The organism is Chryseosolibacter histidinae (assembly GCF_018598225.1).
In the GTDB taxonomy this organism is placed as follows: Bacteria; Bacteroidota; Bacteroidia; order Cytophagales; family Cyclobacteriaceae; genus Chryseosolibacter; species Chryseosolibacter histidini.
Map to the genome: position 1 here is coordinate 96,312 of NZ_JAHESF010000020.1, position 24,545 is coordinate 120,856.

At 53.0% G+C, this 24,545-nt stretch carries 20 protein-coding genes; all 20 read left to right on the top strand.

Translation table 11 applies throughout. The features are described from left to right. The first annotated feature begins 174 nt into the window (after positions 1–174). Complete coding sequence (locus KK083_RS19310) at positions 175–744, top strand: Pvc16 family protein (protein WP_254166414.1); 570 nt, start codon at positions 175–177, stop codon at positions 742–744. Between the two features lie 27 nt (positions 745–771). After that, positions 772–1,542 (top strand): hypothetical protein, encoded by a 771-nt coding sequence (locus KK083_RS19315; protein WP_254166416.1) that lies wholly within the window; start codon positions 772–774, stop codon positions 1,540–1,542. A gap of 2 nt (positions 1,543–1,544) precedes the next feature. Then, positions 1,545–3,329: a phage tail sheath family protein gene (locus tag KK083_RS19320; protein WP_254166420.1), complete on the top strand. Its 1,785-nt coding sequence runs from the start codon at positions 1,545–1,547 to the stop codon at positions 3,327–3,329. Between the two features lie 70 nt (positions 3,330–3,399). Next, the gene (locus tag KK083_RS19325) at positions 3,400–3,882 is read left to right on the top strand and encodes a phage tail protein (RefSeq protein ID WP_254166422.1); all 483 of its coding nucleotides are present in this window, start codon (positions 3,400–3,402) and stop codon (positions 3,880–3,882) included. A gap of 42 nt (positions 3,883–3,924) precedes the next feature. After that, a complete protein-coding gene (locus KK083_RS19330) occupies positions 3,925–4,425 on the top strand; it encodes a phage tail protein (RefSeq protein ID WP_254166433.1) in 501 nt (166 codons plus the stop codon). A gap of 9 nt (positions 4,426–4,434) precedes the next feature. After that, positions 4,435–4,914, top strand: a complete 480-nt coding sequence (locus tag KK083_RS19335; RefSeq protein WP_254166435.1) for a phage tail protein — start codon at positions 4,435–4,437, stop codon at positions 4,912–4,914. Between the two features lie 9 nt (positions 4,915–4,923). Further along, positions 4,924–5,091, top strand: coding sequence for a DUF5908 family protein (locus KK083_RS19340; RefSeq protein ID WP_254166441.1), 168 nt, complete (start codon positions 4,924–4,926; stop codon positions 5,089–5,091). 2 nt (positions 5,092–5,093) lie between these two features. Continuing rightward, positions 5,094–5,795 carry a CIS tube protein gene (locus KK083_RS19345; protein ID WP_254166443.1) on the top strand — a complete coding sequence of 234 codons (702 nt, stop codon included), beginning with the start codon at positions 5,094–5,096 and terminating at the stop codon, positions 5,793–5,795. Positions 5,796–5,797: 2 nt separating this feature from the next. Then, the gene (gene vgrG / locus KK083_RS19350) at positions 5,798–7,447 is read left to right on the top strand and encodes a type VI secretion system tip protein VgrG (protein WP_254166445.1); all 1,650 of its coding nucleotides are present in this window, start codon (positions 5,798–5,800) and stop codon (positions 7,445–7,447) included. Between the two features lie 310 nt (positions 7,448–7,757). After that, positions 7,758–7,946, top strand: a complete 189-nt coding sequence (locus KK083_RS19355) for a hypothetical protein (RefSeq protein WP_254166447.1) — start codon at positions 7,758–7,760, stop codon at positions 7,944–7,946. Continuing rightward, the gene (locus KK083_RS19360; RefSeq protein ID WP_254166449.1) at positions 7,939–8,343 is read left to right on the top strand and encodes a GPW/gp25 family protein; all 405 of its coding nucleotides are present in this window, start codon (positions 7,939–7,941) and stop codon (positions 8,341–8,343) included. Before KK083_RS19355 ends, KK083_RS19360 begins: the two co-directional genes overlap by 8 nt. An 80-nt stretch (positions 8,344–8,423) precedes the next feature. Then, a complete protein-coding gene (locus KK083_RS19365) occupies positions 8,424–8,858 on the top strand; it encodes a contractile injection system spike tip protein (RefSeq protein WP_254166451.1) in 435 nt (144 codons plus the stop codon). A gap of 37 nt (positions 8,859–8,895) precedes the next feature. Further along, positions 8,896–12,618 carry a baseplate J/gp47 family protein gene (locus KK083_RS19370; protein ID WP_254166453.1) on the top strand — a complete coding sequence of 1,241 codons (3,723 nt, stop codon included), beginning with the start codon at positions 8,896–8,898 and terminating at the stop codon, positions 12,616–12,618. Positions 12,619–12,642: 24 nt separating this feature from the next. Further along, positions 12,643–13,869 carry a tail fiber domain-containing protein gene (locus KK083_RS19375; protein WP_254166455.1) on the top strand — a complete coding sequence of 409 codons (1,227 nt, stop codon included), beginning with the start codon at positions 12,643–12,645 and terminating at the stop codon, positions 13,867–13,869. A gap of 3 nt (positions 13,870–13,872) precedes the next feature. Then, on the top strand, positions 13,873–17,235 hold the full coding sequence (locus KK083_RS19380; protein WP_254166457.1) for a baseplate wedge protein: 3,363 nt from the start codon (positions 13,873–13,875) through the stop codon (positions 17,233–17,235). Between the two features lie 8 nt (positions 17,236–17,243). After that, positions 17,244–19,445 (top strand): contractile injection system tape measure protein, encoded by a 2,202-nt coding sequence (locus tag KK083_RS19385; RefSeq protein WP_254166467.1) that lies wholly within the window; start codon positions 17,244–17,246, stop codon positions 19,443–19,445. Positions 19,446–19,453: 8 nt separating this feature from the next. After that, the gene (locus tag KK083_RS19390) at positions 19,454–20,788 is read left to right on the top strand and encodes an ATP-binding protein (RefSeq protein ID WP_254166469.1); all 1,335 of its coding nucleotides are present in this window, start codon (positions 19,454–19,456) and stop codon (positions 20,786–20,788) included. A 29-nt stretch (positions 20,789–20,817) separates the two neighbouring features. Next, complete coding sequence (locus KK083_RS19395; RefSeq protein ID WP_254166471.1) at positions 20,818–21,582, top strand: hypothetical protein; 765 nt, start codon at positions 20,818–20,820, stop codon at positions 21,580–21,582. Positions 21,583–21,697: 115 nt separating this feature from the next. After that, positions 21,698–23,179: a toll/interleukin-1 receptor domain-containing protein gene (locus tag KK083_RS19400; RefSeq protein ID WP_254166473.1), complete on the top strand. Its 1,482-nt coding sequence runs from the start codon at positions 21,698–21,700 to the stop codon at positions 23,177–23,179. 19 nt (positions 23,180–23,198) lie between these two features. Then, positions 23,199–24,545: nSTAND1 domain-containing NTPase (locus tag KK083_RS19405; protein ID WP_438834727.1), on the top strand; the 1,347-nt coding region annotated here is incomplete at its 3' end.

The window sequence follows — 24,545 nt, forward strand, 5'->3', positions numbered from 1 at the left end:
TTCATGCATTGGCTCAAATGTTTTAACCCGTAAGTAATACCGGTATACATTCAATTCGGTAATCAGCAACCGGTAATCAGTAACCGGTGACCGGTAATCAGTAATCAGTACACGCAGACCAGTGTAACACCCAAAACCGATTACTGAATACCGATTACCATTTACCACTTTAGCATGATACATGAAGTTTTCAGCTTCCTGAAAGACCAGCTCGGTCAATACCTGCGGCAGCATGATGTGCTCCAGGAAGACCGTGTTGTGTTCCGTGAGAAGGACAAAGCAGAGCTGAGCTTCGCCAATAACGCGGTCACGTTGTTGCTGATCAACATCGAAGAAGAGAATACGCTGCGGCCCGATGCACCTTACCTGCAAACCAGGAAAGATGGCACCCGGGTGAGCGTAAACCCCGAGATCAGGCTCAACCTGTACATCCTGTTCGTGGCCCGTTTCAGCGATTACGGGGAGTCGCTGAAATACCTGTCGTGCATTATCAGGTTCTTTCAAAGCAACCGGGTATTCACACACGATACGTTTCCCGGGTTATCGGAAAACGTCGACCGCCTTGTGATGGAGCTGGTCACGTTGCCCTTCGCCGCTCAGAACGAGATATGGAATGGTTTGAAAGCAGGGTATGAGCCTTCGGCGCTGTACAAAGTGAAGATGGTGATCTTCGAAGATGAGGAACCGGAGTCTCTGGCTACTGTGAGCGACCTGGATTTAAGGATTAAAGGATTTACAGGATAAATACATCAGGCCAAAATGTTTTAGACGGTGAGCTATCAGCAGTTCCTTCATATTGCGCTCGAGCATGCGTATTACGCCAATGGTCAATGTCCGGATTTTGTGATCGTGCCGGATGAGGATACGCAAAAGATCATCAGGGCGCACAAGTTGCTGGTGAAAGCGTTTTCGCATGGCATTACGGTGCTGGCGCCAATGAAGGACAAAAAAGTGATGATCCCCCTTGACCCGGGTGCGATCCTGACTTTCCGCATGCTGCTGCACAACGACCGGTTCTACTCCCGGACGGCGGATGTCGATACCTATGCGCAGAAAGGAGTTCCTGTGTTCGAGCCTGGAAAGAACGGCGAGCTCTCGCTGAAGCGGTGGGAAAAAAATGTCCCCGGTGTATTCGGGCTCATACGGTTGACGGGCGGCGCCAGAGACAACACGTTCAGGTATCGTTTCAAAGCCAAGCAATACCGCTGGCGTTATGTTGTGATAACCGACGATGAGCCGCCGGATGCCTTCGCAGTGCAGCATGACCGGGCCTTGCCGGGAGAGAAAAAGATCGAGTTCCTCGCCCCGGTAAATCTCCAGGAAGACAAGGTCCGGCAACTCTGTCCCCAGGTGCTGTTGGATTTTCCAAAGACCAGCAAATTGCTGATACAGTCGAAAGAGGATGTGCCTGCCTGTGAGCACGCCCGGAAAAATATCCGGCTCAGGAAAGGTGACCTGGTATTGGTGGAGCACCTGGCGAATCCGCAGCCGGACGACAACGGGCTTAAAGTGATTAAATATTTGAAAAACCAAAAGAACTAACTATGGCTACTTACAAAACCCCAGGTGTTTACGTTGAAGAGGTCTCGACCCTTCCACCTTCCGTGGCTGAAGTATCAACCGCTATTCCTGTCTTTATCGGCTATACAGAAAAGTCGGGTGATCTCCAGGGCAAGCCTGTCAGAATCAACACCATGCTCGAGTTCGAGCAAACTTTCGGAAAGGCATACCCCGCCGCATTCGAGGTGACGCTTGACGCCAACGAGCAGATCACCGCTGTGACACGAAAAGACGGCGACAACTTTCTGCTTTACTACAGCCTCAAACTTTATTTTGACAACGGCGGAGGTGCCTGCTACGTGGTCTCTACAGGTGATTTTTCAGTCGACGATCCTGACAGCGATGATTTCGAAAAAGCGCTGGACAACCTGAGAAAGGAAGATGAGCCTACGCTGATCGTGCTGACCGATGCGGTGAGCCTGGACAAGTCCGAGTATTATAACCTTTGCGGGCTTGCGCTCAAGCAATGCGCCGAGCTAGGTGATCGTTTTCTCATTGCCGACGTTATTACCGAAGCGCAGGACGAGGACGCAGATGCGGGCAAAAAAGAAGAAGCGACTACGTCAGACAGTAAGACGGGTGACGAGAAAAAACCTGACGCAAAAAAAGACGATATACAAGACTTCAGGAACGGCATCGGCACCAACTATCTCCGGTATGGTGCTGCGTATACGCCGTACCTTCAGACGCTGATACCCTATTATTATACCGAAGAAACGGTGACCATACCGGGTGGCGACTCTCCTACAAGCTCCTATAAACAGGCAGATGTTTTTGAGGTCACCTGCAAAGGCAAAGACGCTACGAAGTCCACCGTAAAGGTCGACATCGTCAACACGCCTGCCGCAACAAAAAAATCAACAACGGCAGCTACCACCACAGAGGGTGGGACTACGCCAGCCCCCGCCGCACCGACTGTACAATTCAAAGTTACGGAGACAGCCCTTGAGATCACCATCACGGGCAAAGGTATGACAGGCACTGCACTCGCCGGAAAATGGGAGGAGTGGAAAGCCGTTAGCACGAACGTGCCAGGCGGGTTTGGCATCAAAGCCCTCCCCGGAGGCAGCGCTGAAGTAGTTGCAATAGCCGCTACGACGCTGAAAGGTGTGATATCACTTCAGGCGAAACGCGATAGCTCCACGGCCCAATACAACAAGATCAAAACTGAGCTTGCCAAACAACGCGTCACGCTTCCGCCGAGCGCGGCCATCGCCGGTATTTATGCCAGGACCGATCGTGAACGCGGTGTATGGAAAGCGCCTGCCAATGTGAGCCTCATCAGTGTGCTGGCACCGGTTGTCAAGATCAGTGACCAGGAGCAGGAAAACCTGAACATCGACCCGGAAGCAGGTAAATCTATCAACGTGATCAGGAGCTTCACGGGCAAAGGCACCCTGGTGTGGGGCGCACGTACGCTGGCGGGCAACGATAATGAATGGCGGTACATATCCGTGCGAAGGCTCTTCAATCTCATTGAAGAATCCACCAAAAAGGCAACGGCGTTTGCCGTGTTCGAACCCAACGATGCCACTACCTGGCTGAAAGTAAAGGCCATGATCGACAGCTACCTCTATGGGCTCTGGCAGCAAGGTGCGCTCGCCGGCGCTACGGCAGAAATGGCCTACTACGTGAATGTTGGCCTCGGCAAGACCATGACCACACAAGACGTGCTCGAAGGAAGGATGATCGTAGACATCGGCGTGGCTGCTGTAAGGCCGGCGGAATTTATCGTGATCAGGTTCATGCACAAGCTGCAGCAGGCCTGACGGGTTGGAATGCAGGTTCACGCAAAGGACCGTAAAAACTATTTATCGTTTCATCTAAAATTTCATAACCATGGCTTTAAAAGCAGCAGACATTGCCAAGAGCTACCCGTTGCCAGTGTACAACTACCGGGTAGACCTCATTGGCGACAGCACCGAGACCATTGCGTTCTCGGAGGTCTCAGGACTGTCCATCTCCTTCGAGACCACCACCTACAAAGAGAGCAAGACCAGCGAACCCGGCCCCGGCCCCAATGTGATGCACATGCCATCGCAGCGGTCGCAGGTGACCATCACGTTGAAAAAAGGATATGTGAGGGCCAACAGCATCAACAAGCTCTACGCCTGGATCAGGCAGGTATCCATCAACCAGATCGATAAAAAAGATGTGGCCATCAAGCTGTGCAATGAGAATGGCGACGCCGTTGTGACCTGGAAAGCGATCAACGCCTTCCCGACAAAGCTCGACGCGCCCACATTCGATGCCAACTCCAACGACGCGGCCATTGAATCCATGGAGCTGCAGGCTTCCCGCGTAGTAATGGAAGAAAGCTGATCGGCCGCTAACAAAATAACAGGACTACGAACCGCAGTACCCATGCCATTGTCAAAAGATGAGATCAAAAAATCTTACCCGCTGCCGGCGTACAACTACCGCGTTGGTTTTTTCGAGGGCGATTTTGCGCAGGGCAAGGAGGCAACCTTTATCGGTTTTTCGCAGGTAACGGGATTGAACATCGAGTATGAGCATGTTACCTACAAGAATGGCCTCAGCTTTTTGTCGGGCTTCAATATCGTGCGTGGCATGGCCAATCCCGTGAAGGTGACGATGAAAAAAGGAATGATCCGCAACAAGCACAAAGATTTCCTGTACCGTTGGCTGAAGAGCGAAGACAAGTTTCTTTTTGCCAATTCGCTGACCAAAGACATTATCATAGACCTGTGCGACGAAGCAGGAGCGGCTGTGGTGAGGTGGCTGGTGAAGGGCGCTGTACCAGTGCGTATGGAAATGCCCGAGTTCAATTCCAACGACAACGAGGTGGCCATAGAGACCCTGGAGGTAGTGGCGCATAGCCTGAAAGTGAGTTTTAATTTATAAACCCGAAATATGCTCGAAAGACTGCAAGGTGCTCTGAAGCTGCAAGACCCACCCATGGCGTTCAGGTTCGGGGTCTTCTTTTTCTTCAAGGGTATTATTCCCAACCCGATCGACATCCGGTTTCAGAAAGTTTCGGGACTTTCGGCAGCTATCGAAACATCGTCTACCGATGAGGGGAAAGCCAACCTTTCAGCAGGTTATCGCTTTCCGGAGAAAGTGACCTACGAGAACCTTCGCCTCGAGCGGGGACTGACGTTGCTCTCGCCGCTCAATATCGAGCTCGACAAGGCCATGACGCAGCTGAAGCTCTATCCCTCTGATGTGCTGGTGATCCTGTTCGACGAATCGAATCTGCCGTTCTCGGCCTGGCTTTTCAGAAAGGCTTATCCTGTGAAATGGTCCCTTTCCGACTTTGATGCCAACGCCAGCCAGATCGTTGTGGAGTCTATGGAGCTTGCTTATTCACAGTTCAAACCCATTCGCCTATAAGCCGCAGCTATGCCAGTAGAGATCAGAGAAATAATTATCCGCGCTGTGCTGAATTCCCCGGGCAATACAGAGGAGGGCGCACAGCAGCCCGACAAACACCTGAACGACAAGGAGATGATCGTGCAGGCCTGCGTCAATGAGGTGATGAGAATTTTAAAACGATCGAAACAACGATAGCCATGCCTGTCAATCTTGCGAAAGACGAGAAGCTTACCATTACGGCATTCACCACCGCCAAACGCAGCGGCATGGGCATCAGGACCATCAAGGTGAACATCAATCCCCAGGGTTTCTCCCGGCGTCATGAGCATCGCTATGGCGGGTACCGCGGCATCAACAGCAGCAAGAATACGGCCCTGTACGCGTATAGCCTCAGCGAAGAGCTGAACCTGAAACTGCTGTTTGTCGATGGCAGTGTGCAAGACTACGGGCTGTCGGCCCTGAGCGGCGAAAGCAAAAGTGTTCCTGACCAGATCAAGGAGTTTATCGGCACTTGCTATACCATGAACGGCGATATTCACGAGCCCAACTTTCTCAACATCAAGTGGGGAGACGTGAACTTCGACTGCAAGCTCAAAACCCTCGACATCAAATACACTTCTTTTGAAAGCGATGGCCGGGCGCGGAAGGCGGAGCTCGACGTGATCTTTATCGAGGACATTCCCAAAGACAAGATCGCCAAGCTCGAGGGAAAATCATCGCCCGACCTCACACACATCATCACCGTAAAGGCCGGCGATACATTGCCGCTGCTGACGGAAAAAGTATACGGTTCCGAATACAAGAACTTATACCTCGAGGTGGCACGGGTAAACCGGCTCGACCATTTTCGGGTTCTCAATCCCGGTCAACGCATTTTTTTCCCGCCACTGGATAAATAGCCATGTCTGCTGTAACCGTCACCATATTCTGCAATGGAAAAAAGATTGACGCCATGTACCAGGTGGTGCTGGTGGATGTTACGCAGGAGGCCAACCGGATCCCGGATGCGCGCATCTCGTTCATCGACGGCGATCTGTCGAAGCAAAAATTTGAGCTCACGGATTCCGAGTACTTTCAGCCCGGTGGCGAGCTCGAGATCAGGCTCCGCTACGAAGCTGAACCTGGAGGTGACGTCACTGTATTTAAGGGGGTGGTGCTCAAACAATCGCTCCAGGCGAACGAAGATGGTTTTCTGCTCACAGTGGAATTGCGGCATAAGGCCTTCGCGCTCACCACAGCAAGAAAGAGCGCAGTATACACTGACAAGAGTGACAACGAAATTATTTCTGCCGTGATCAGGGAAGCAGGATTAAAGGCAGACGGCGCTCTCGATGTTTCCTACAAGCACAAACAGATCGTTCAGTACGCCAGCACGCCCTGGGATTTTATTTTGTCGCGCGCAGAGGCCAATGGCGGTGTGCTGATACCGGGAATCAACGGCGTGGCCATTGGTTCAGTAAAAGCGCTGGATGGGAAACCCAAAAAAGCGAAGGTGATTTTCGGGATCGACACAATCTATTCCTTCGAACTCGAAGCAAGCGCAGAAGACCAGTTGCCTGCGATCAACGCCACCGCGTGGAGCGTTAAAGACCAGGCGCTGCTCCCGCCCAAGGCAGCCGCTGCTTTTGATGCTGGGTTGGGTGATCTGAAGGGTGGGAGTGTGAGTAAAAAAACCGGTGCCGGTGAGTACCTCATGATCAACGCCATTGACATCGATAAACAGGAAGTGGAGGCATGGGCGAATGCACGGCTTGCCAAATCGCGCATAGCCATGTTCCAGGGCCGGCTCCGGATGAGAGGGCGTGCCGACCTTGTGGCGGGTGATACCATCGAGATCGAAGGACTGGGCAAACGTTTCAAAGGCAAGGCCTTGATCAGCGCCATCCGCCACCAGGTAGATCACCAGGGATGGACCACCGACCTGCAGCTCGGACTTCCCGCAGCATGGTTCTCTGAAAACGACAACATCCCGGAGAAGGGAGCGATGGGATTGCTTCCGGCCATTCAGGGATTGCAGATCGGCGTGATCGAAAAATTTGAAGAAGACCCCGATAAGAATTTCCGCGCGCGGGTGAAAGTGCCGGCTTTTAAATCGGCCAAAGAAGGTGTCGTGTGGGCGCGGTTGTCGGGGCCGTATGCAGGCAAGGAACGCGGCTTCTATTTTTTCCCGGAAGAAGGCGACGAAGTAGTGCTGGGTTTCCTGAACGATGATCCACGACAGGTCATCATTCTGGGATCGCTTCACAGCACCACCAATACCATCCCCAAGGGATTTGCGGCTGGCAAGGAGAATTTTGACAAGGGCATCGTGCTGAAGAACGGCACACGCATCTACCTGAAGGACGGCAAAAAATCAACGATCGAGATCGAAACCCCCGGCAAGAACAAGATCTCCATGGATGACGAGAAGAAAACGGTAACACTGGTTGACGCGCAAAAGAACACCATCGAGCTCAGCGACAAAGGCATCACCATCAAAAGCGCAAAAGACCTGTCTATCGAAGCGAGTGGTAACGTCACGATTAAGGGAGCAAAGGTGGATGTGAAATGAAAGGCAAAATGCATAAATGCAAAACGCAGCGAACGCAACGGGGCCTTTCTTTTGAAACCCGTAATCCTGAGCGATGCATGTGTGTTGGCCTGTGGGGGCGAAGGATCCCCAGGTCGCTTACTGCGCACTTACTTCGTGAGCAGGCACTTTCGAAGGCACGTTGTCAAATGGGGATCCTTCATTCGCGCATAACAACGCTCGAACCCCCATTCAGGATGACGGTGAAACGAAGCGCCCCCTGCGCCCTCTGCGTTTTTCTCCGCGCCCTCTGCGGTTAAATGCATTTAAACAAACATAAATACAGAACCCTATGAACGAGAAGATCAATTTAACTTTTAACGTCGAGGACGTGAACAAGATCCTGGAAGCGTTGGCACAAATGCCGTTTGCGCAGGTGCACCGGCTGATCGCGCAGATCCATGAGAGTGCCAGCGGGCAGATACGGTCTGCATCGAAAGACAACAGTGATCAGAACCTCAAACGTGTAGGCAATGGCTGAAACATTTCTGGGCAGGGGATGGAGCTTTCCTCCGGCTTTTACGGAGGGTGGCCGCGAGGTGACCATGGTCAGCGACGAGGAAGATGTTCGGCAGAGCCTGGAGATCATTCTCTCCACGCAGGCCGGCGAGCGTACCATGCTGGCGGATTTCGGGAGCGACCTCTACCATTCCCTTTTCGAGGAAGTGGACCAGCAGCTGATGAATCGCCTCACCGATACGATCTCTGACGTGATCTTGCAGTACGAGCCCCGGATCAGCCTCGAGCAGGTGGAGGTGCTGCAGTCTGAGCACAGCGGATCGGTGCTGCTCGTATCGCTCCACTACATCATCAGGGCGGTGAACTCGCGGTACAATATGGTGTACCCGTTCTACATCAGGGAAGCGGTGAGTCAGTGATCGGTGATCAGTAATCAGTAATCAGTAAATCAGTAAATCAGTAAATCAGTAAATCAGTAAATCAGTAAATCAGTAATAGTATGCCAGATACCATTTTGATCGACGGAGATACGGTGAACTTTGATGCGGCGTTCCCACCCGGCAGCGTGGTGGTGAAACCCGGTAAGCTGTCAGCTAAAGGCGAGGCTACGGTCAATGGCAAAAAAATGTGTGTGGAAGGTGACGAGAAAAATGTCAGCGTTGCAGGGTGTATGTATACCACGCCTATTTTTTCCATCCCGGGCACGGGCACCCTCAAGATCAACAGCCTGGCGCCGAATCAGAAAGCGATGAAGACTGCTACCGGCGGAAAAAAGGTGCTGCTGAAGGGCGCGAAGTTCATCGCTGTTTTTGAAGTGCAGTCGCCAGCCAAATTTCAGCCTCCGGGTACGAGTCCGCCGCAGCAGGACCCAATGAAAAAATATATAGGCACCGGGAGCTTTGTATCGACCAATCAAAAAACGAAGGGCACATGATGTTCCTGTGCAGGCACAGGCTTGCAGCAGTTGTTACATGAAAAAACGGAAACCACTATACGATACGTTGAAGAAGGATGGCGCAAGCCAGCACCTGAGGACGCTCAAGGCACTGGAGCCTTCATATTTCCTGCCCGAAGACCGTGCGCCGGAAGACTGGCTGCTGTATGCGCAGGAGCTGTCGAAGCTCATGCGTTTTGCTGATGGGTACAACACGGAAGGCCGCACATGGGAGCCGTTTCTCGACTGGCAGCGTGCAGGCCTTGCGTGGGAGGAGGTGGTGAAGTATCTGAACGGCAACCTTGCCACGGACCTGTCACCCGAAAAAATGATGTGGCTCTCAAGGCCTCATTTTGTATTGCTGGTTGTTTTTCTCAGGCTCCTGCAATTTCCGAAAGACCAGATCAACAACTTTACGCGTCGTCACCTCGACTTTTATTACAGAGAGGTGCTCCGGTTCGAGCCACGAAAATTCATTGCTGACAAGACGCATCTCGTCATTCATCTTGAGAAAGATGCCGGGCAATTCCTCCTGGAGATGGGCACGTTATTCCAGGCGGGGAAAGACTCGTCAGGGGCAGACATTCATTTCCAGGCGACACGCAATACACTGCTGAACAACGCTGCCGTTGCCGAGCTGCGGTCATGGTTCGTTGATGGAGAAACGTTGTCGATCAAAGATGTGCTGATGCGTTACAAAGACTCTCCTGAGCATGACTTCGGCTTCCGCCCGGTGCTGGGCCTCGTCTACTGCGCGCTGGAACCGGGAGAATCCCTCTGGGATACCGATCCGGTATATATGGAAAACCTTTACGCCATGCTGAATCAGTTCGAGCTTACAGGCTTTGGCGAGGCTGAGATAAACACCAGTAATATCGAGGAGCGTTTGTCGCTATCGGTGGATGAGATCAACTTCCTGTTAAAAGTAAGACGTAAGTTGCGCAGCCGGCAGGATCCTGAAGCACGTGAGACAGACCTGTTATGCGAGTTGCTGCAGAGCGCGTTTGTGCGAGGGGGTACGGGCCGCCGGATAAACAGGCTGCACATGATGATGCTGGAAAAGGGTGTAGAGCCAACAGTCAGGTACGTTGCGGGCTATCCCAAACCTGGCGACAGTGTGCCATTCTACCCGTACACGCTGACGGAAATATTCAATGATCTGAAGAAGCAGCCTGACCACCCCGAACACCTGGCTTACCTGAAGGAAAAGCTTTACCTCACCAGGGAAGAGTTCAATGCCGCTATGGATGGAAGCCAGGAAGGGCTCCTGTACCTTGAACGGGTATTGCGACCAAAAACGCAGTGGGCGGATGAAAAGCCTTTTCTGCGCGAATGGTACCAGGTCTACAAAAGCAACGATGCCACCGGGAATACCGCTTCTGTGACAGGCGAGGGATGGAGACCTTTTGGCGGCGCCGTGAAAGGCAATGATGCCGGGATCGGTATTGCCATCGTTTCGCCGTTGCTGAAGCTGAAGGCCGGCGTGAGAACCATCCGGCTCGGTTTTATTTTTTGGCACACAGCAACGCAGTGGGAGCAGGTCAAAAGCCATCTCGAGGCGAAAGATCCTCCGTTCTCTTTTTCATTGAGCACGGCCAAAGGATTTTTTACCGTGGCGAATTCAGCGGTAGCCATCACGGTCAAAGAAGGATCGAAGGAAGGCGCAAGAACGGTAACCTCGAACATAGCCGTTGTCATCACCCTCCAGGAGAGCGACCCCGCCATCGTTGCCCCGGACCCAGCCCTTTTCGGAGTGACTGTGGCAGACCCGGTGCTCAAAATGGTTTTGCGCGAAACAACAGAAGACTCAAAGGTACGGGTGCCATATACGCTTTTCAAGAATTTCAAACTGATGAGCGCGTCGCTGGAGGTGAAAGCAGTTGGCATAAAGCCCAGGCTGGAGAATGACTCGGGCGCCATCAACAATAAAAAACCTTTTGAACCCTTTGGCTCGCAGCCGATGGAAGGTTCGTCGTTGCTTTTCTGGGATGAGGAGATCGCAGGAAAGAAGCTTGGCACACTCTGGCTTTCATTTCAATGGATGGGTGCGCCAGCCGATCTCAGGAAGTATTATGCCGATTATCCGGAGGTAGCGAATAAACCGTTTATGGCCAGGCTCCTCATGTTCGAAAACAACAGGGGCTACGACATTGATGACGTGAAGCTGTTCGACGCGCAACCTATCTCCGTCATCAGCAAGCTGGCAGCGCAGCCGATCTCTTACCGCGCTCGTCCTGTGCCCGAAGCAGACGTGGACAACGACGTTTCGCTGGCCTCGAGATATTTCTCACTGGAGCTGATGGCTCCGGATTTCCAACACAACAACTATGCTGCTGTGGCAATGAAGAAATCCAGCGAGCATGCTAAAACGCTCACCGCCACCACCTCAACACCTTCTCCGGAACAATATCAGGTCAACCCGCCCTACACGCCGAAGCTCAAAAACTTCACCCTGGCGTACGAATCGGGAGAGCAGATCGCATACAATTCCATTTTTCACCTGCATCCGTTCGGTGTTCAGCCTTTGTCAGATACTTCATCATTCTTTTTGCCGCAGTATGAAGAGAGAGGCGCTTTGCTGTTGGGTGTAGAGAATTTTAATCCACCCGATGTACTGTCATTGCTCTTTCAGATGGAAGATGGCAGCGCGCATCCTGAAAGTCCGAAGCCGAAAGTATTGTTCCATTACCTCACTGTCAACGGCTGGGCGTTGCTGGACGATGCGGGTGTGATCGTGGACACCACGGGAAATCTTTCGCAGTCGGGCATCTTGCAGCTGGCGATCCCGGTTGACGCGACTAGCGAGTCAACGATCGCTCCCCGTGGTAAACACTGGATCAGGTTGTCGGTTATGGAAAACGAAGAAGGGATCAGCGACCTGCTGAAGGTTTGCGCCGGTGCCATTGAGGTGGTCATGGATGAGCGTGCCCTGCACTATGCGAAGCTGCCTGCGGAGACCATTACCGCTGCCGTGGAAGACCTTCCCGCCATTAAATCCATCCAGCAGCCTTATGCATCGTTTGGCGGGAGACAAACCGAAGCGGCTAACGTGTTTTATACGCGCATCAGCGAGCGGTTAAGACATAAGCAACGCGCTCTGACCGTGTGGGACTACGAGCGCCTGGTGCTTCAGCAATTTCCGGGTGTATGCCGGGTCAGGGCACTGCCAGCCACTGGCGACGGCGTTGTGAAGCTGATCGTGATACCTGACCTGAGAAATAAAGCAGGAATGGATCCGTTCGAGCCAAGGTTCTCGCAGGCTTACAGGAGCAACATCGCACAATACCTGCAAGCGCACAGCCCGGGCCATGCCATCATCCAGGTGCTGAACCCGGAATATCTGAAGGTCAAGATCCGTGTTTCCGTCAGGATCAAGCCGGGATTCAGTGCGCTTTATTGTCAGCAGCAACTCGACATAGCACTGCAGCGGTTTTTGTCACCGTGGGCATTTGAGCAGGCCGGCGAGATCAGCTTCGGCGGCACGGTCTATGCCAATTCAGTGGTGAGCCTGATCGATGCGTACGAATATGTAGACTATGTGCTGGGGCTGAGATTCTTTACCAGCACAAACGGCGATGATTATCACGCAGTACCGCTGGAAGAAGGAAACGTAAACATTGTAAAACCTCCGCGGCCGGAATGCATTCTTGTTTCTGCCCCTGCGCATGTTATCGATACCGTATCGGATGAGCATACCGATATCGACGACCTGCGTGGTATCGGTTACATGAAAATAGAACTGGACTTTGGAATTCAATAAGATAAATTTTAAACCTGAAAGCATATGGAGATCAAGTTCACAGACAGGGTTCAGCTGAAGAACTATTTCAAAAAAAATCAAATACCCAGTGAAGAGAATTTTCGTGAGTTCATCGAGGCCTCTATCAACCAGGGAGAAGATGGCCTTGTGAAATTACCGGGTGACCCGCTGAGCATTAAGGGTTTTGGCGAAAAAGACGGGGTAAAGGGCCTGCTCAATTTTTACAACGATTTTTCCGATACGCAGCCCGCGTGGTCCTTTAATCTCAATGACAAGGGTGGCGATGGCAACGTTCAGAAGGGATTCAGCATTGCATCGGGGGGAAGCAACCGTTTTTTTATCCAGGATGGCACGGGTAAAGTAGGGATCGGTATTACGAGTCCATTGGGCAAGCTTCACATCATCAACAGGAGCGAGGATGCTAACGGGTCTGCGCTGGTGCTCGGCTATGATGGAACCTCCAATCTGCGGCTGGGATACCACGATGAGTACTCGTGGATCCAGTCTCATGGGGGAAAGTCACTGGCCATTAATCCGATCGGTAATAATGTGGGCATCGGTATCACGAATCCCTCGGCACGACTGCACGTTAAAGACGGAGAATTCCGGGTGCAGGCATCGCACAACGATTCCACGAAGGCCGATATCGTAGCGATATATTTGAAGGATGGAACGCAAGGTATAGGCATCAGTGGTAACAGGATGGCTGCTGTTGGCTCGAACACCAATCAGGATCTTGAGTTTGTTGCCAGGGGACAATCCGGGCTATTGCGCTTTTATGTCAATAATGGCGCACAGGGCAGTGCCACCTTTCAGATCGAAACCAACATTGCCAACATCGGCACAACCTATGCATTTTCACCTCACGCCAGCTATAACGGGTCGCTGGGATCGCCGACAAAGCTCTGGCGCAACATCTACTGCCATGACATCTACCGCAATTACGAATACCAGGCATCAGACGGAAGGCTCAAAGAAAACCTGACGCCCATTCACGATGCGCTTGACAAGATCGGTCGCCTCACAGGATACCGGTACGATCTCAAAGAAACGTTTGTTAAGGGCGATGACCGCAAAAATAACCTGGGCCTTGTAGCGCAGGAAGTGGAGCAGGTGCTGCCGGAGAGTGTGCGATATGAAGCCAACGATGACCGGTACTTTATCAACTATAACAGCCTCATTCCCGTGCTCGTGGAAGGCATCAAACAGCTCGCGGCACAGGTGAACGAGCTTCGGGCAGGCAAAGCGTAAGCCATGAAAGAGGCGATCACCATTTCTACAGACCAGAACAGTGGCAACGCGGATTTTGATTTCCTGCGGCAGGAGGGCATCAAAATACTCCAGGCGCTGGGCGGAGAAGCATGGACGGATCACAATCGGCACGATCCCGGCATCACCATCCTGGAACAGTTGTGCTACGCCATTTCCGATCTCTGCTATCGCATCTCTTTCGATGTTCCTGATATTCTTGCCAACAGCCCGGAGGGTCTGAACGGGCTGCATACACCCTACGAAGTGCTCACGGGCAATCCGGTGACGCTGGCCGACCTGCGGAAAATTGTGCTCGATGTACCCGGCGTCAGGAATGCCTGGATCGAGCCTCAGTCATTCAAGATCAGTTACCGGCGCGAGGATCAAAGCCTGGGGGATGCAGCACGACCTGATACGATGATCAGAGACATCAGGGGTCTCTATCATGTGGCCGTAGAGGTCTTTGAAGAGAACCTGGGCTCGTCGGTCAAAGAGCTCGTCAGGATGCGTACGCAAGCCTGTCGGCCCATTGGTGAAGACTTTGTAGACTTCATTATCCTGAAAGAACAACCCATCACCGTCAAAGCTGCGCTGGAGATCGGGCAAGTTGAAGATCCCGAAGGATTTCTGGCGGGCATTTACGACGCCATCAATGAAACACTCTCGCCAACGCCGAGATTCTTCACACTGCAAGAAATGCTACGGCAGGGATATGCGGCGGAAGACATCATGAATGGGCCCAGGCTGATCCACGGTTTTTTGAAGGATGAAGATGCCGGCGTAAACCGGAAGCCGGCGATCTTTACCTCAGACCTGATCCGTGTGCTCCATTCCATGCCCGGACTGACGGCGGTAAAAAGTTTCCAGCTCATCTCGCGCAACCAGGTTAAGGACTGGAAGCTTGACATCGACCCGGACCGTATACCGAAGCTCTCCATGAATTTTGGTGAAGGACAACACATCGAACTCTTTCGCAATGGTGTCAGGCTGCCCCTCGATAACGATCTGGTGGCAAAGCGATTCAACGAGATCAAGGCCAGGAATAGAAAAAAGATCCTGTCGCGTGATCAGCGTGACATCATCCCGGGTAAAAAAACAACCCGGCACATCGATCTATATCATTCCATACAGCATCATTTTCCGGAGATCTATGCGCTTGCCGAAGGAAGCCTTTCCGCTAACGCAAGCCCGCAACGGCAGGCCCAGCAGACGCAACTGCGGGCATACCTGTTGTTCTTCGACCAGGCGCTTGCCAACTATCATTCGCAGCTGGGACACCTGCACGATCTGTTCGCTTTCAGCACGGGCAACGCTTACGCGGAACAGGTGCCAGGCGACGTTCCTGCGTTGTCATCGGTTATTCCGGAGCTGGGATCATATCAGGATACGCTGTCAGCATTATTCCGCGCCGATGGAGAAAAGAACAAACAACGAAGCAGGTCGCTCAACCACCTGATGGCGCGCTTCGCTGAAGACTTTACACAGTTTTCGATGCTGGTTCAGGATACGCGGCAGCGAAAGGATTTTGAAAACCACTGTAAAGTGAACCTGCTGAAAGATTACCCGGGTATCAGCGGCGACAGGGCAAGGGCGTCGAACAGTATGCAGGCCGTTGACCTGGGGGGCCTCGAGAAGCGGATCCTGCTTAAGCTCGGACTGACTCCGGACGGCCCGCGTTACTTTTATATAGTGGAGCATATTTTACTCCGGCCAACCGCGAATGACCGGTTCCAGAGTCCCGCGTTCATGAAGCTGGCAACAGCGGGCGACCTGCCTGCGGCCAATGAGATCGACCCATTCTCGCTGCAGATCACTTATGTTTTCCCGTCACCCGCTGCGGTAAAGATCGCCCAAGATGTGATCGAGCTTGTGCTGCGGGAGGAGACACCTGCGCATATCCAGGCTGGTGTTGTCTGGCTTACGGAAAGTTATGCTACGCTCGCCAGTATGTTTACATCGATGTATACCCGTTGGCGGCTTGAAATGGAAGAGATGACGGATCCCATTAAGCTCCGGGCGCTGCGCAACTGGCTGATCGATTTCCTCGAGCTTGGCAAAACGTATCCGATTTCCGACCTGCTATTGCCGCCCCCGAGGATTGTTCGTCATGGGACCAAAGGTGAAGCATTGCTTCCGTACGCCGAACCGGATGTTACTTATCAGCTGGTCAATGACACTTACAAAGGACCAAAGGTAAAAGGCAATAATGGGCCTCTTACGCTGTATACGGAAGACCTTCAGGAAGATACCGAATTCACGGTGATGGCCGAAAAGACCGGCAGTCTTTTAAGCACAGCCCTTCGCACAAAATTGTTTTTCAAGGTAGGTATCGATCGTGAGCTCGATATTGTCCTGCTCGAAAAAACACCGTTGGTCTGTAACACAACGGCCACCCTGGTGATTAACGACAGTCAGCAGAAGGTGGGCTATAAACTTTTTGATACCGGGGGGAACGGGTTGTCAACGGAGATCATGGGCACTGGGGGGAAGATATCGCTCACTACTTCTTCACCGTTACGCGAGGATGTGGTGCTCGTGCTGAAGGCCTCGAAAACTTTCAGCGATACGAAGTCGACGATCGTCACGATCAAAGAGCTTCCGGTCACTGTGCACCCGGATGCCGCCATCGCCGTTGTGACCACCAATGAGACGCCTTATAGTACCGGATTGACGACGACCATCCTGGAACCGATGATCTCGCTGAAGAACACCCAGCGCTCCGTCTCCTATAAAGTATATATCAAGGCTTTTGATGAGAACGATATTGTATATGAAGACCGGCCCACAGGCGATGATCTCTGGAACTTGTCCTATAACGATGGTGTAATGGGCCGCAGGCAGATTATCGTGCGCGACCCGGCCCATCTTCCTTTTACTGAAATTGCCAGCGTGCAGGGGACAGGCGGCGACCTTAATATCACGATACCAGCGTCACAGGATGATCAGATCGTGTTTATCACAGCAACGAAAGTTCGCGGTACCGGGGCAGATAGCCTGCGGCTCAGAGAGAAGCCTGTGATATTGCGAATGCCGCGGACCGTGACCTGGTATGCGCCCCCACAAGTATCAAAGGGAGAGGTGGCTACCATCCGGATCACCAATCCACAACGAGGCGTTACTTATCAGCTTGTTGACCCTACAGGTGCGTCGGCAGCCGGTGTTCCCGTTCATTTCCATAAGAACAAACCCATTGAAGCGGGAAGAATCGGCGTTGACTTCGTGGTAAACGGCATAGATGAGGTGGTACTGATGACACCCCCGCTGCAGGTCGAATCGCAATTCGTGATCAGGGCTACACGGTTTTACACGGGTATCAGCCTCATTAGTAATGTCATCAGGATCAAGGTTTCATTTTGGGTAGCATAATGATAATGATGGAAAAGAAGAGAAACCATATCATTCAAAAAATAGTGCTCGAGCTGCACACCACCTCCGGCGAAAATATAGACAGCCTCGATGCAGCGTTGCGTGAGATGGTCCATGAAACCGTGACGCACTACCTGGAACGGTATTGTGACGCCATCGACAAACCCGGCGCGGTATTGCACATTGACAAGCTGGAGCTGGACCTGGGACGTATCTCCACTGAAAGTTTAAAGCACGATATCGCTAAAAAGCTGGAGATTCGCCTGTGGAAGAACGGAAAGCCCCAGGAGATATCCACACCGTTGGTGACGCCGGATGCTGGTGGCACAGACCTGGATATGCTGATTGATTTTCTGGATACAAGCCTGATATCATGGCGGGCTGCGCGCAACGGTCACAAACACGATCCGTCAGCCATGGTGAACGATTTGCTGGAGCTGACACCGCTTGCACTGGGTGACATGCTCCGGACGCGATTGAAAGACGACACATGCCTTCAGCGACTGGTGTACCACATTGCCGACGATGTGCTCACCCGGGTTTTCGATAAATTGCTGGTGCCGTTATCGTGGCGGGCTGTTGTCACCGATCTGAAGGTGATGTGGGACCGTTGTATCGTTCCTGGCAAGAAATTGAGTCGGGCCGATTTCTGGTATATCATTGGCAGGCTCATCCACGCACACGGCAGTATTTCGGTTCGCCAATTGCTAAACGTATTTTTAGCACATTGGGCTGCCACCGCACAAATCGACGTACTGAAATTGAAGGTGTGCCTGCGGGAGTATTTCAGAATAGAAGGGTATGATACACTGCGGAATGACGAGCTGCGTCAAACCGTTTTCCGCCTCACGCAGGAAGAAGACCCTGACCGGCAGCTACTGGATGCCCAGTTCGTGTTAGGGTTCAAACAGCTGGCAGCGCTCGGGGGAGATGAACCGCTGAAACAGGTGATCGGCCTGCACCTGAAACTGATCAGGATGATGTGGCGTTTTGCAGAACCATCGCGTCAGTGGCTGCGGCAGAAGGCGGCCCGCCACCTGAAGATCTTTTTTTCACACCTGGAGATCGATTCACTTCCGGAACGGCTCCGGGAACAGATCATCGATGTGCAGCTACGGACAAGCCAGCTGAGCGGCATGCGGGAAACGCTGTTCTTGCAGGCGAAGGCGACTATGCGGGAGATCCAAATGCTGGAACTGGATCCGGCGCTTCAGCACAAGCTCCGCGGGCTGATCGAAAAATACCCGGTTGCCTCGCTGGGGCAGGCGAACGCTTTTTTAGTAAAACTGGATTTTATGCTCAAGGAACAGGCAGGGGCCGAGGTGTTGCAGCTTCAGCAATTAGCCGATCAGTTGCGCCGTACCCTGGATGAGCAATACGAGCACACGGAAAGCATGGAGGCCTTGCAAGCGGACCTTTTTTCACTGCTCTCTTCGCTGGAAGCCATTTCGCCGGCATGGACCCAACAGGCATCAGCAAAAGACACGGCGGAGATCTGCCGGCATCTGAACGACTACCTTACAGAAATTTCTTTTCCGGCGTTGCGCACAGGAGATCATGGCGCCTATCACCAGCTGCTGGCGCTGCTCCGCGAATGTGCCAACGACCCGCAGCCGAAGACTGTTGATGTCATCAACCGAAAGCTGGATGCATTGGCGGGACGTGCCCGCGCTGATCAACGACCCGGATCTTCAGCACAGCGTCGCGAAAGCGAGATCTACATCAGCAACGCGGGCCTTGTGCTCATTGCGCCGTTCCTGCCTTCGTTGCTGGAGCGATCGGGATATACAGGTGACAGGGCCTTTGTTGATCGCGCCGTGGCAGAAAAGGCCGTGCTGCTCTTCCAGGATATTGTGCATCCCGCCGCGGAAGCCTACGCCGAATTCGAGCTGCCCCTGAACAAGATCCTTTGTGGTTTGAATGTAACGCACCCCGTAAACCTGCAGGACCATCCCGACCAGGATGCCCGGGCGGAAGCTGACGACCTGGTGAGCGCTGTGCTAGAACAGACCACGGCGTTCAGGAACATTTCGCCGGAAGGGTTCCGCAATGCATTTCTCCGGCGCGAAGGTGTGCTGACGGATCACGGCAACCACCTGCTGCTGAAGGTGAGCCGTGAGACGTTCGATATCGTATTGGAGAAAGTGCCCTGGCAGTATCATGTGGTGCGCTTTCCCTGGATGACATTACCCCTGGTTGTAGAATGGTAAACTCACTGATGCAACATAACGCCCGGGACCTGAACAGTGAAATGGCATGGCTGACGAAGGTCATTTATGCCAGCTTCAAGCTGTATTTCAGGAATCCCTGTGAGTACAAAAGCCTGGACGAGATCATACCACCCGTTTATGATTCAGCATTGCCGTTCGCGCAGCTGGTCAGGAAATACAATTTCAGCTTTGACGAACGTCTGGCCCTGGCCCTGGCGCTGGCACCACACATCGACAGCAAGCTGCTGGACATCTTCTTCTGCAAGAACCCCAATACAGACCGCAACTACTCAGAGTTCGGCGGACTGAAAGGCACACACCACAACGGTTTTCTGCCCACAGGCGAGACGTTGGCGTTTATCCTGGCCGGCGATGACCTGAGCCGGAAGATCCCGCTGCTGTCGTTGTTCTCGCCGGGCCACCCGTTTGCGAAAGACCACATGATATACCTGGAACCTTCTGCTGACGGAGAGCCATTGCTCAGTGGCGCGCTGAAAGCAAGGGAGGAGTTTGTGGAGATGGTGACCACCGGTTATGCCCGCAAACCCGATTTTAATGCAGGGTTCCCCGCCGTCAGCATTTCCACCCGGCAAACGTGGGACGATCTTGTGCTCAACGCGGGCACCCGCATCCAGATCGATGAGATCCTTGCGTGGATGGAACACGGCGACACGCTGCTCTACGAGTGGGATATGGGCAGAAAGTTCAGGCCTGGCTATCGATGTCTTTTTTACGGCCCGCCGGGAACGGGAAAGACCATGACGGCATGCCTGCTGGGCAAGGCAACCGGAAGAGAGGTTTACAAGATCGATCTCTCCATGATTATCTCCAAGTGGGTGGGAGAGACGGAGAAAAACCTCGGGCGGGTGTTCGACAAAGCGCAGAGCAAAGGCTGGATCCTGTTCTTCGATGAAGCAGACGCACTCTTCGGGAAACGCACCGACATCTCCTCTTCACACGATCGTTACGCAAACCAAGAAGTGGCCTACCTGCTGCAGCGCATCGAGCTGTTCGATGGGGTCACCATCCTGGCCACCAATCTGAAAGACAACCTCGATCAGGCATTTACGCGACGTTTCGAATCGCTGGTCTATTTCCCGCCGCCGAAGGCACCTGAACGGCGATTGATCTGGGAAAAAGCTTTTTCAGACAAAGCGAAACTGGCCCCCGGCATCGACCTGGACAAGCTCTCGGAGCAATACGATCTGACCGGTGCCACGATCATGAACGTCGTGCGGTATGCGTCGTTGCAGGCCATCCGCCGAAACGAGTGTGAGATCAGGCTGGTGGATCTCAGCCAGGGAATTAAAAAGGAATATGCGAAAGAAGGAAAGACGGTGTAGCGGATCATGGAAAAAATTTAACTCGGTACATGATGCATCTGATCAACAAGAACCCCCTCCAAAAATCGTCGGATAAAACATCGGGTGAACGTGCCGAAACAGGTGCGAATAATAAGACCGACCTGTTTATTGACAATCGCCCGGAGAGCGCCGCCCTGCGCAGTCTTCATGATATGGCCAGTAGCGCTGCTGTGCGGCAGTTGAGAAAAAATCAGGATACAGTTAGCAAAGATGCTTCGTCGGCGCCTGTCATTCAGCTCAAGTATGGCGAGATCGAAAAGATCGAGTATCCGGATTTCATGGAGCATCAGCGACATAAATATCGCTATTCACAAGGAGCGGATGCGTTGGCCAATTTTGCCTATGACTACGACACCCATATAGTATATTGGAGCAATCGTTCCGGAAAGGACAAACATACTGAAGACAAGATATGGAAGGACCGTGGAGATCCAAAAGACAAGGCTATTTCGATCTATACGGAGCGATTCCCTTGTTCAGTTTGCGATAGCCTTATTGAAAAAACCAAAACAGTGTGGAACGTTCAATATAGTTATGACGGTGATGAGGCTACGGAGGACATTGCGAGGTGGCTGATAAATAATTATGGTGGATATACTTACAAGAGAAGCTGGCAAACAGCATGGCCCCCGGTGCTCACAAAAGAGGGGCAGCCTGTAAAACAAGGTGGTGAGTCCCCCAAAGATAAGAAGGACGAGCATAAAAAGGTAGAATATAAAAAAGGTGAGCATAAAAAGGCCGAGCACAAAAAGAAGGCGCCTGCCAAACGGTAGGATCCTTCACTCACCCATAACACCCGTTCGCGCAGCATTTGCCGTTGCCCAAACGTTTTTTTTTAATATGCCAGGCACCTTGCTGAAATTCATTTTACCGATATAGGATCATGGAATGAAATTCGAAAAGGACGTATTCATAAGCTATGCCCACATCGATGACGAGCCCCTGGTGGAAGGACAGAAGGGATGGATCTCCGAGTTCCACCGGTCGCTCGAAATACGCCTTGCCCAACTGCTGGGTAAAAAACCGGTCATCTGGCGCGATCCCAAGCTGCAAGGAAACGATCATTTCGCCGATGAGATAGTGGACCAGCTTCCGCGCATAGCCCTCCTGGTATCGGTGCTGTCTCCCCGTTATGTGAAGTCCGCCTGGTGTGTCAAAGAGGTAACCCAATTTTGCGAGGTGTCCAAGAGCAATATCGGCGTGCGGGTGAAGAACAAGTCGAGGATCTTCAAGATCATTAAAACCCCTGTGAAACGCGAAGACCATCCGGAGATGATCCGCGACCTGCTGGGTTATGAATTTTACAGAACAGATCCCCAGACGGGCCGGGCAAAGGAACTGAGCAAGTTATTCGGCGCCGATCATGAACAGGCCTACTGGCAGAAGCTGGATGACCTGGCTTACGATATCCGCGATCTGCTCGAGGCCATGACCGATGATAGCAAACACGAGATCAAGGTACAGGAGAAGAAATGTGTTTACCTGGCAGAGACCACATCAGATCTTGAAGAATATCGCGAGAGCCTCCGGCGGGAGCTGCAGCAGCACGGCTATCACATTCTGCCCGACCTCCGGCTGCCCGTGGTGTATGGCGATCTGAAGGAGCGTGTAGAGCAATGGCTCGCGCAGTGCTGCTTTTCAGTGCACCTGGTAGGAGGCCATTACGGTATTGTTCCGGAAGGCTCGCAGCGATCGGTAGTAGAGCTTCAGAATGAGCTTGCTGCCGCGAGAAGTCAGCAGTCGGGTCTGCCAAGGATCGTGTGGCTGGTACCCGATCAGAAAACCGACGATGCCAGGCAAAGCACCTTCATTAACGCGCTGAAGACGGGATCCAACGCCCAGGCTGGAGCCGATCTGCTCGTTACGTCGCTCGAAGAAGTAAAATCCGTGATCCTTGCCAGGCTGCAGACCATTTCAAAGCAGCAGGATGCGCCACCGCCGCAAGACCCGCCGGCAGATCAGCCGCCCCGTGTCTATCTCATCTGCGATCAGCAGGACCTCAACAGTAGTTCGCTGCGGAAGCTTGAAGATCACCTGTTCGCCCAGCAGATGGAGGTGATCCTTCCGGTTTTTGAAGGAGACGAATCGCAGGTGCGGATCGAGCACCAGGAGAACCTGAAGACCTGTACGGGAGTGATCATCTACTTCGGGGCAGGCAACGAGCTTTGGTTACGATCCAAGCTGCGCGACCTCGTAAAAATTTCCGGCTACGGACGCACCCAACCGCTGAAGGCGAAGGCTGTTTATGTAGCCGAACCTGACAGTGACCCGAAAGAAAGATTCCGCTCTCATGAGGTAACGGTTGTGCGGGCCACGGGTGGATTTTCCGGCGACCTCGTCAAAGAACTGATAGAAAAACTGAAAGCATAAATACGGATCACCCATGGTGATGAGCGAAGTATCATTCAATCCCTTTCCCGGCCTTCGTGCTTTTGAGCAGGACGAAGATTTCCTTTTTTTTGGCCGGGAAAAGCAGATCGATGACCTGCTGATCAAGCTGCGCACACAACGGTTCATCGCCGTGGTGGGCAGCTCGGGCAGTGGCAAGTCGTCGCTGGTGAAATGTGGGTTGTTGCCTTCGCTGCATGGCGGATACATGGCTAAGGCAGGCTCGCGCTGGAAGGTGGCGTTGTGCAGGCCCGGCGACGATCCCATCGGCAACCTGGCACGTGCTCTGGCCGAACCCGGTATCATGCATGACGACCCCGGGTTGGAAAGCACGGGTGCATCCATGATCACCGCCACGCTGCGCCGCAGTAACCTGGGCCTGGTGGAAGCGGTGAAACAATCGGACCTTAAACCTGCCGATAACCTGCTTATCGTGGTGGATCAGTTCGAAGAGCTGTTCCGCTTCAGCAAATATGAGCGCACCCAATATTCAGGCAGGCGCGATTCGATCAGCTTCGTGGAGCTGTTGTTGAATGCCAGTCGCCAGGAAGGTGTATCCATCTACATAGTGCTCACCATGCGTTCGGATTTTATCGGTGAATGCACGGCTTTCCCCGGGCTTCCGGAGCTGATCAACAAAGGACAGTACCTGGTGCCACGCATGTCGCGTGAAGAGCAACGTGATGCCATTGCAGGCCCCATCGCCGTGGGAGGCGCCACGGTATCGCCGCGTTTGCTCACACACCTGCTGAACGACGTTGGCGATAACCCCGATCAGCTCCCGATCTTACAACATGCCCTGCTGCGCACCTGGAGCTACTGGAAACAGCATCAAGGTACTGACGCGCCGATCGACCTTGATCACTACCGGGCTATTGGCACCATGGCGGAAGCCCTGTCGCAGCACGCCGAAGAAGCTTATGGAGAGCTGAAGACCGATAAGCACCGGAAGATCTGCGAGATGCTATTCAAGGCCATCACCGAAAAAGGGCAGGAGCGGCAAGGCATCCGGCGGCCTACGAAGCTGCGCGAGATCTGCGAGATCGCCAATGCCACCAGCGAAGAGGTTGTGGCCGTGATCGAAGTTTTCAGGAAAGAAGGCCGCTCGTTCCTGATGCCGCCCGCCGACGTGCCACTGAACGACGAATCCATCATCGACATCTCGCACGAAAGCCTCATGCGCATCTGGCAGCGACTCATCCGGTGGGTGAACGATGAAACGCAATCGGCGGAGATCTACCGGCGCCTGGCGGAAGCTGCGGGACTTTTCCAGGAAGCGAAGTCGGGCCTCTGGCGCAACCCCGAGCTGCAGTTTGCCCTCAACTGGTACGACGAGACCCGCCCGAAC

Bases quoted from the DNA above. Each gene is read 5' to 3' on its own strand.
- KK083_RS19310 (WP_254166414.1), top strand. From the start codon at position 175: ATGATACATGAAGTTTTCAGCTTCCTGAAAGACCAGCTCGGTCAATAC.
- KK083_RS19320 (WP_254166420.1), top strand. From the start codon at position 1,545: ATGGCTACTTACAAAACCCCAGGTGTTTACGTTGAAGAGGTCTCGACC.
- KK083_RS19325 (WP_254166422.1), top strand. From the start codon at position 3,400: ATGGCTTTAAAAGCAGCAGACATTGCCAAGAGCTACCCGTTGCCAGTG.
- KK083_RS19330 (WP_254166433.1), top strand. From the start codon at position 3,925: ATGCCATTGTCAAAAGATGAGATCAAAAAATCTTACCCGCTGCCGGCG.
- KK083_RS19335 (WP_254166435.1), top strand. From the start codon at position 4,435: ATGCTCGAAAGACTGCAAGGTGCTCTGAAGCTGCAAGACCCACCCATG.
- KK083_RS19340 (WP_254166441.1), top strand. From the start codon at position 4,924: ATGCCAGTAGAGATCAGAGAAATAATTATCCGCGCTGTGCTGAATTCC.
- KK083_RS19345 (WP_254166443.1), top strand. From the start codon at position 5,094: ATGCCTGTCAATCTTGCGAAAGACGAGAAGCTTACCATTACGGCATTC.
- vgrG (WP_254166445.1), top strand. From the start codon at position 5,798: ATGTCTGCTGTAACCGTCACCATATTCTGCAATGGAAAAAAGATTGAC.
- KK083_RS19355 (WP_254166447.1), top strand. From the start codon at position 7,758: ATGAACGAGAAGATCAATTTAACTTTTAACGTCGAGGACGTGAACAAG.
- KK083_RS19360 (WP_254166449.1), top strand. From the start codon at position 7,939: ATGGCTGAAACATTTCTGGGCAGGGGATGGAGCTTTCCTCCGGCTTTT.
- KK083_RS19365 (WP_254166451.1), top strand. From the start codon at position 8,424: ATGCCAGATACCATTTTGATCGACGGAGATACGGTGAACTTTGATGCG.
- KK083_RS19370 (WP_254166453.1), top strand. From the start codon at position 8,896: ATGAAAAAACGGAAACCACTATACGATACGTTGAAGAAGGATGGCGCA.
- KK083_RS19375 (WP_254166455.1), top strand. From the start codon at position 12,643: ATGGAGATCAAGTTCACAGACAGGGTTCAGCTGAAGAACTATTTCAAA.
- KK083_RS19380 (WP_254166457.1), top strand. From the start codon at position 13,873: ATGAAAGAGGCGATCACCATTTCTACAGACCAGAACAGTGGCAACGCG.
- KK083_RS19385 (WP_254166467.1), top strand. From the start codon at position 17,244: ATGGAAAAGAAGAGAAACCATATCATTCAAAAAATAGTGCTCGAGCTG.
- KK083_RS19390 (WP_254166469.1), top strand. From the start codon at position 19,454: ATGCAACATAACGCCCGGGACCTGAACAGTGAAATGGCATGGCTGACG.
- KK083_RS19395 (WP_254166471.1), top strand. From the start codon at position 20,818: ATGATGCATCTGATCAACAAGAACCCCCTCCAAAAATCGTCGGATAAA.
- KK083_RS19400 (WP_254166473.1), top strand. From the start codon at position 21,698: ATGAAATTCGAAAAGGACGTATTCATAAGCTATGCCCACATCGATGAC.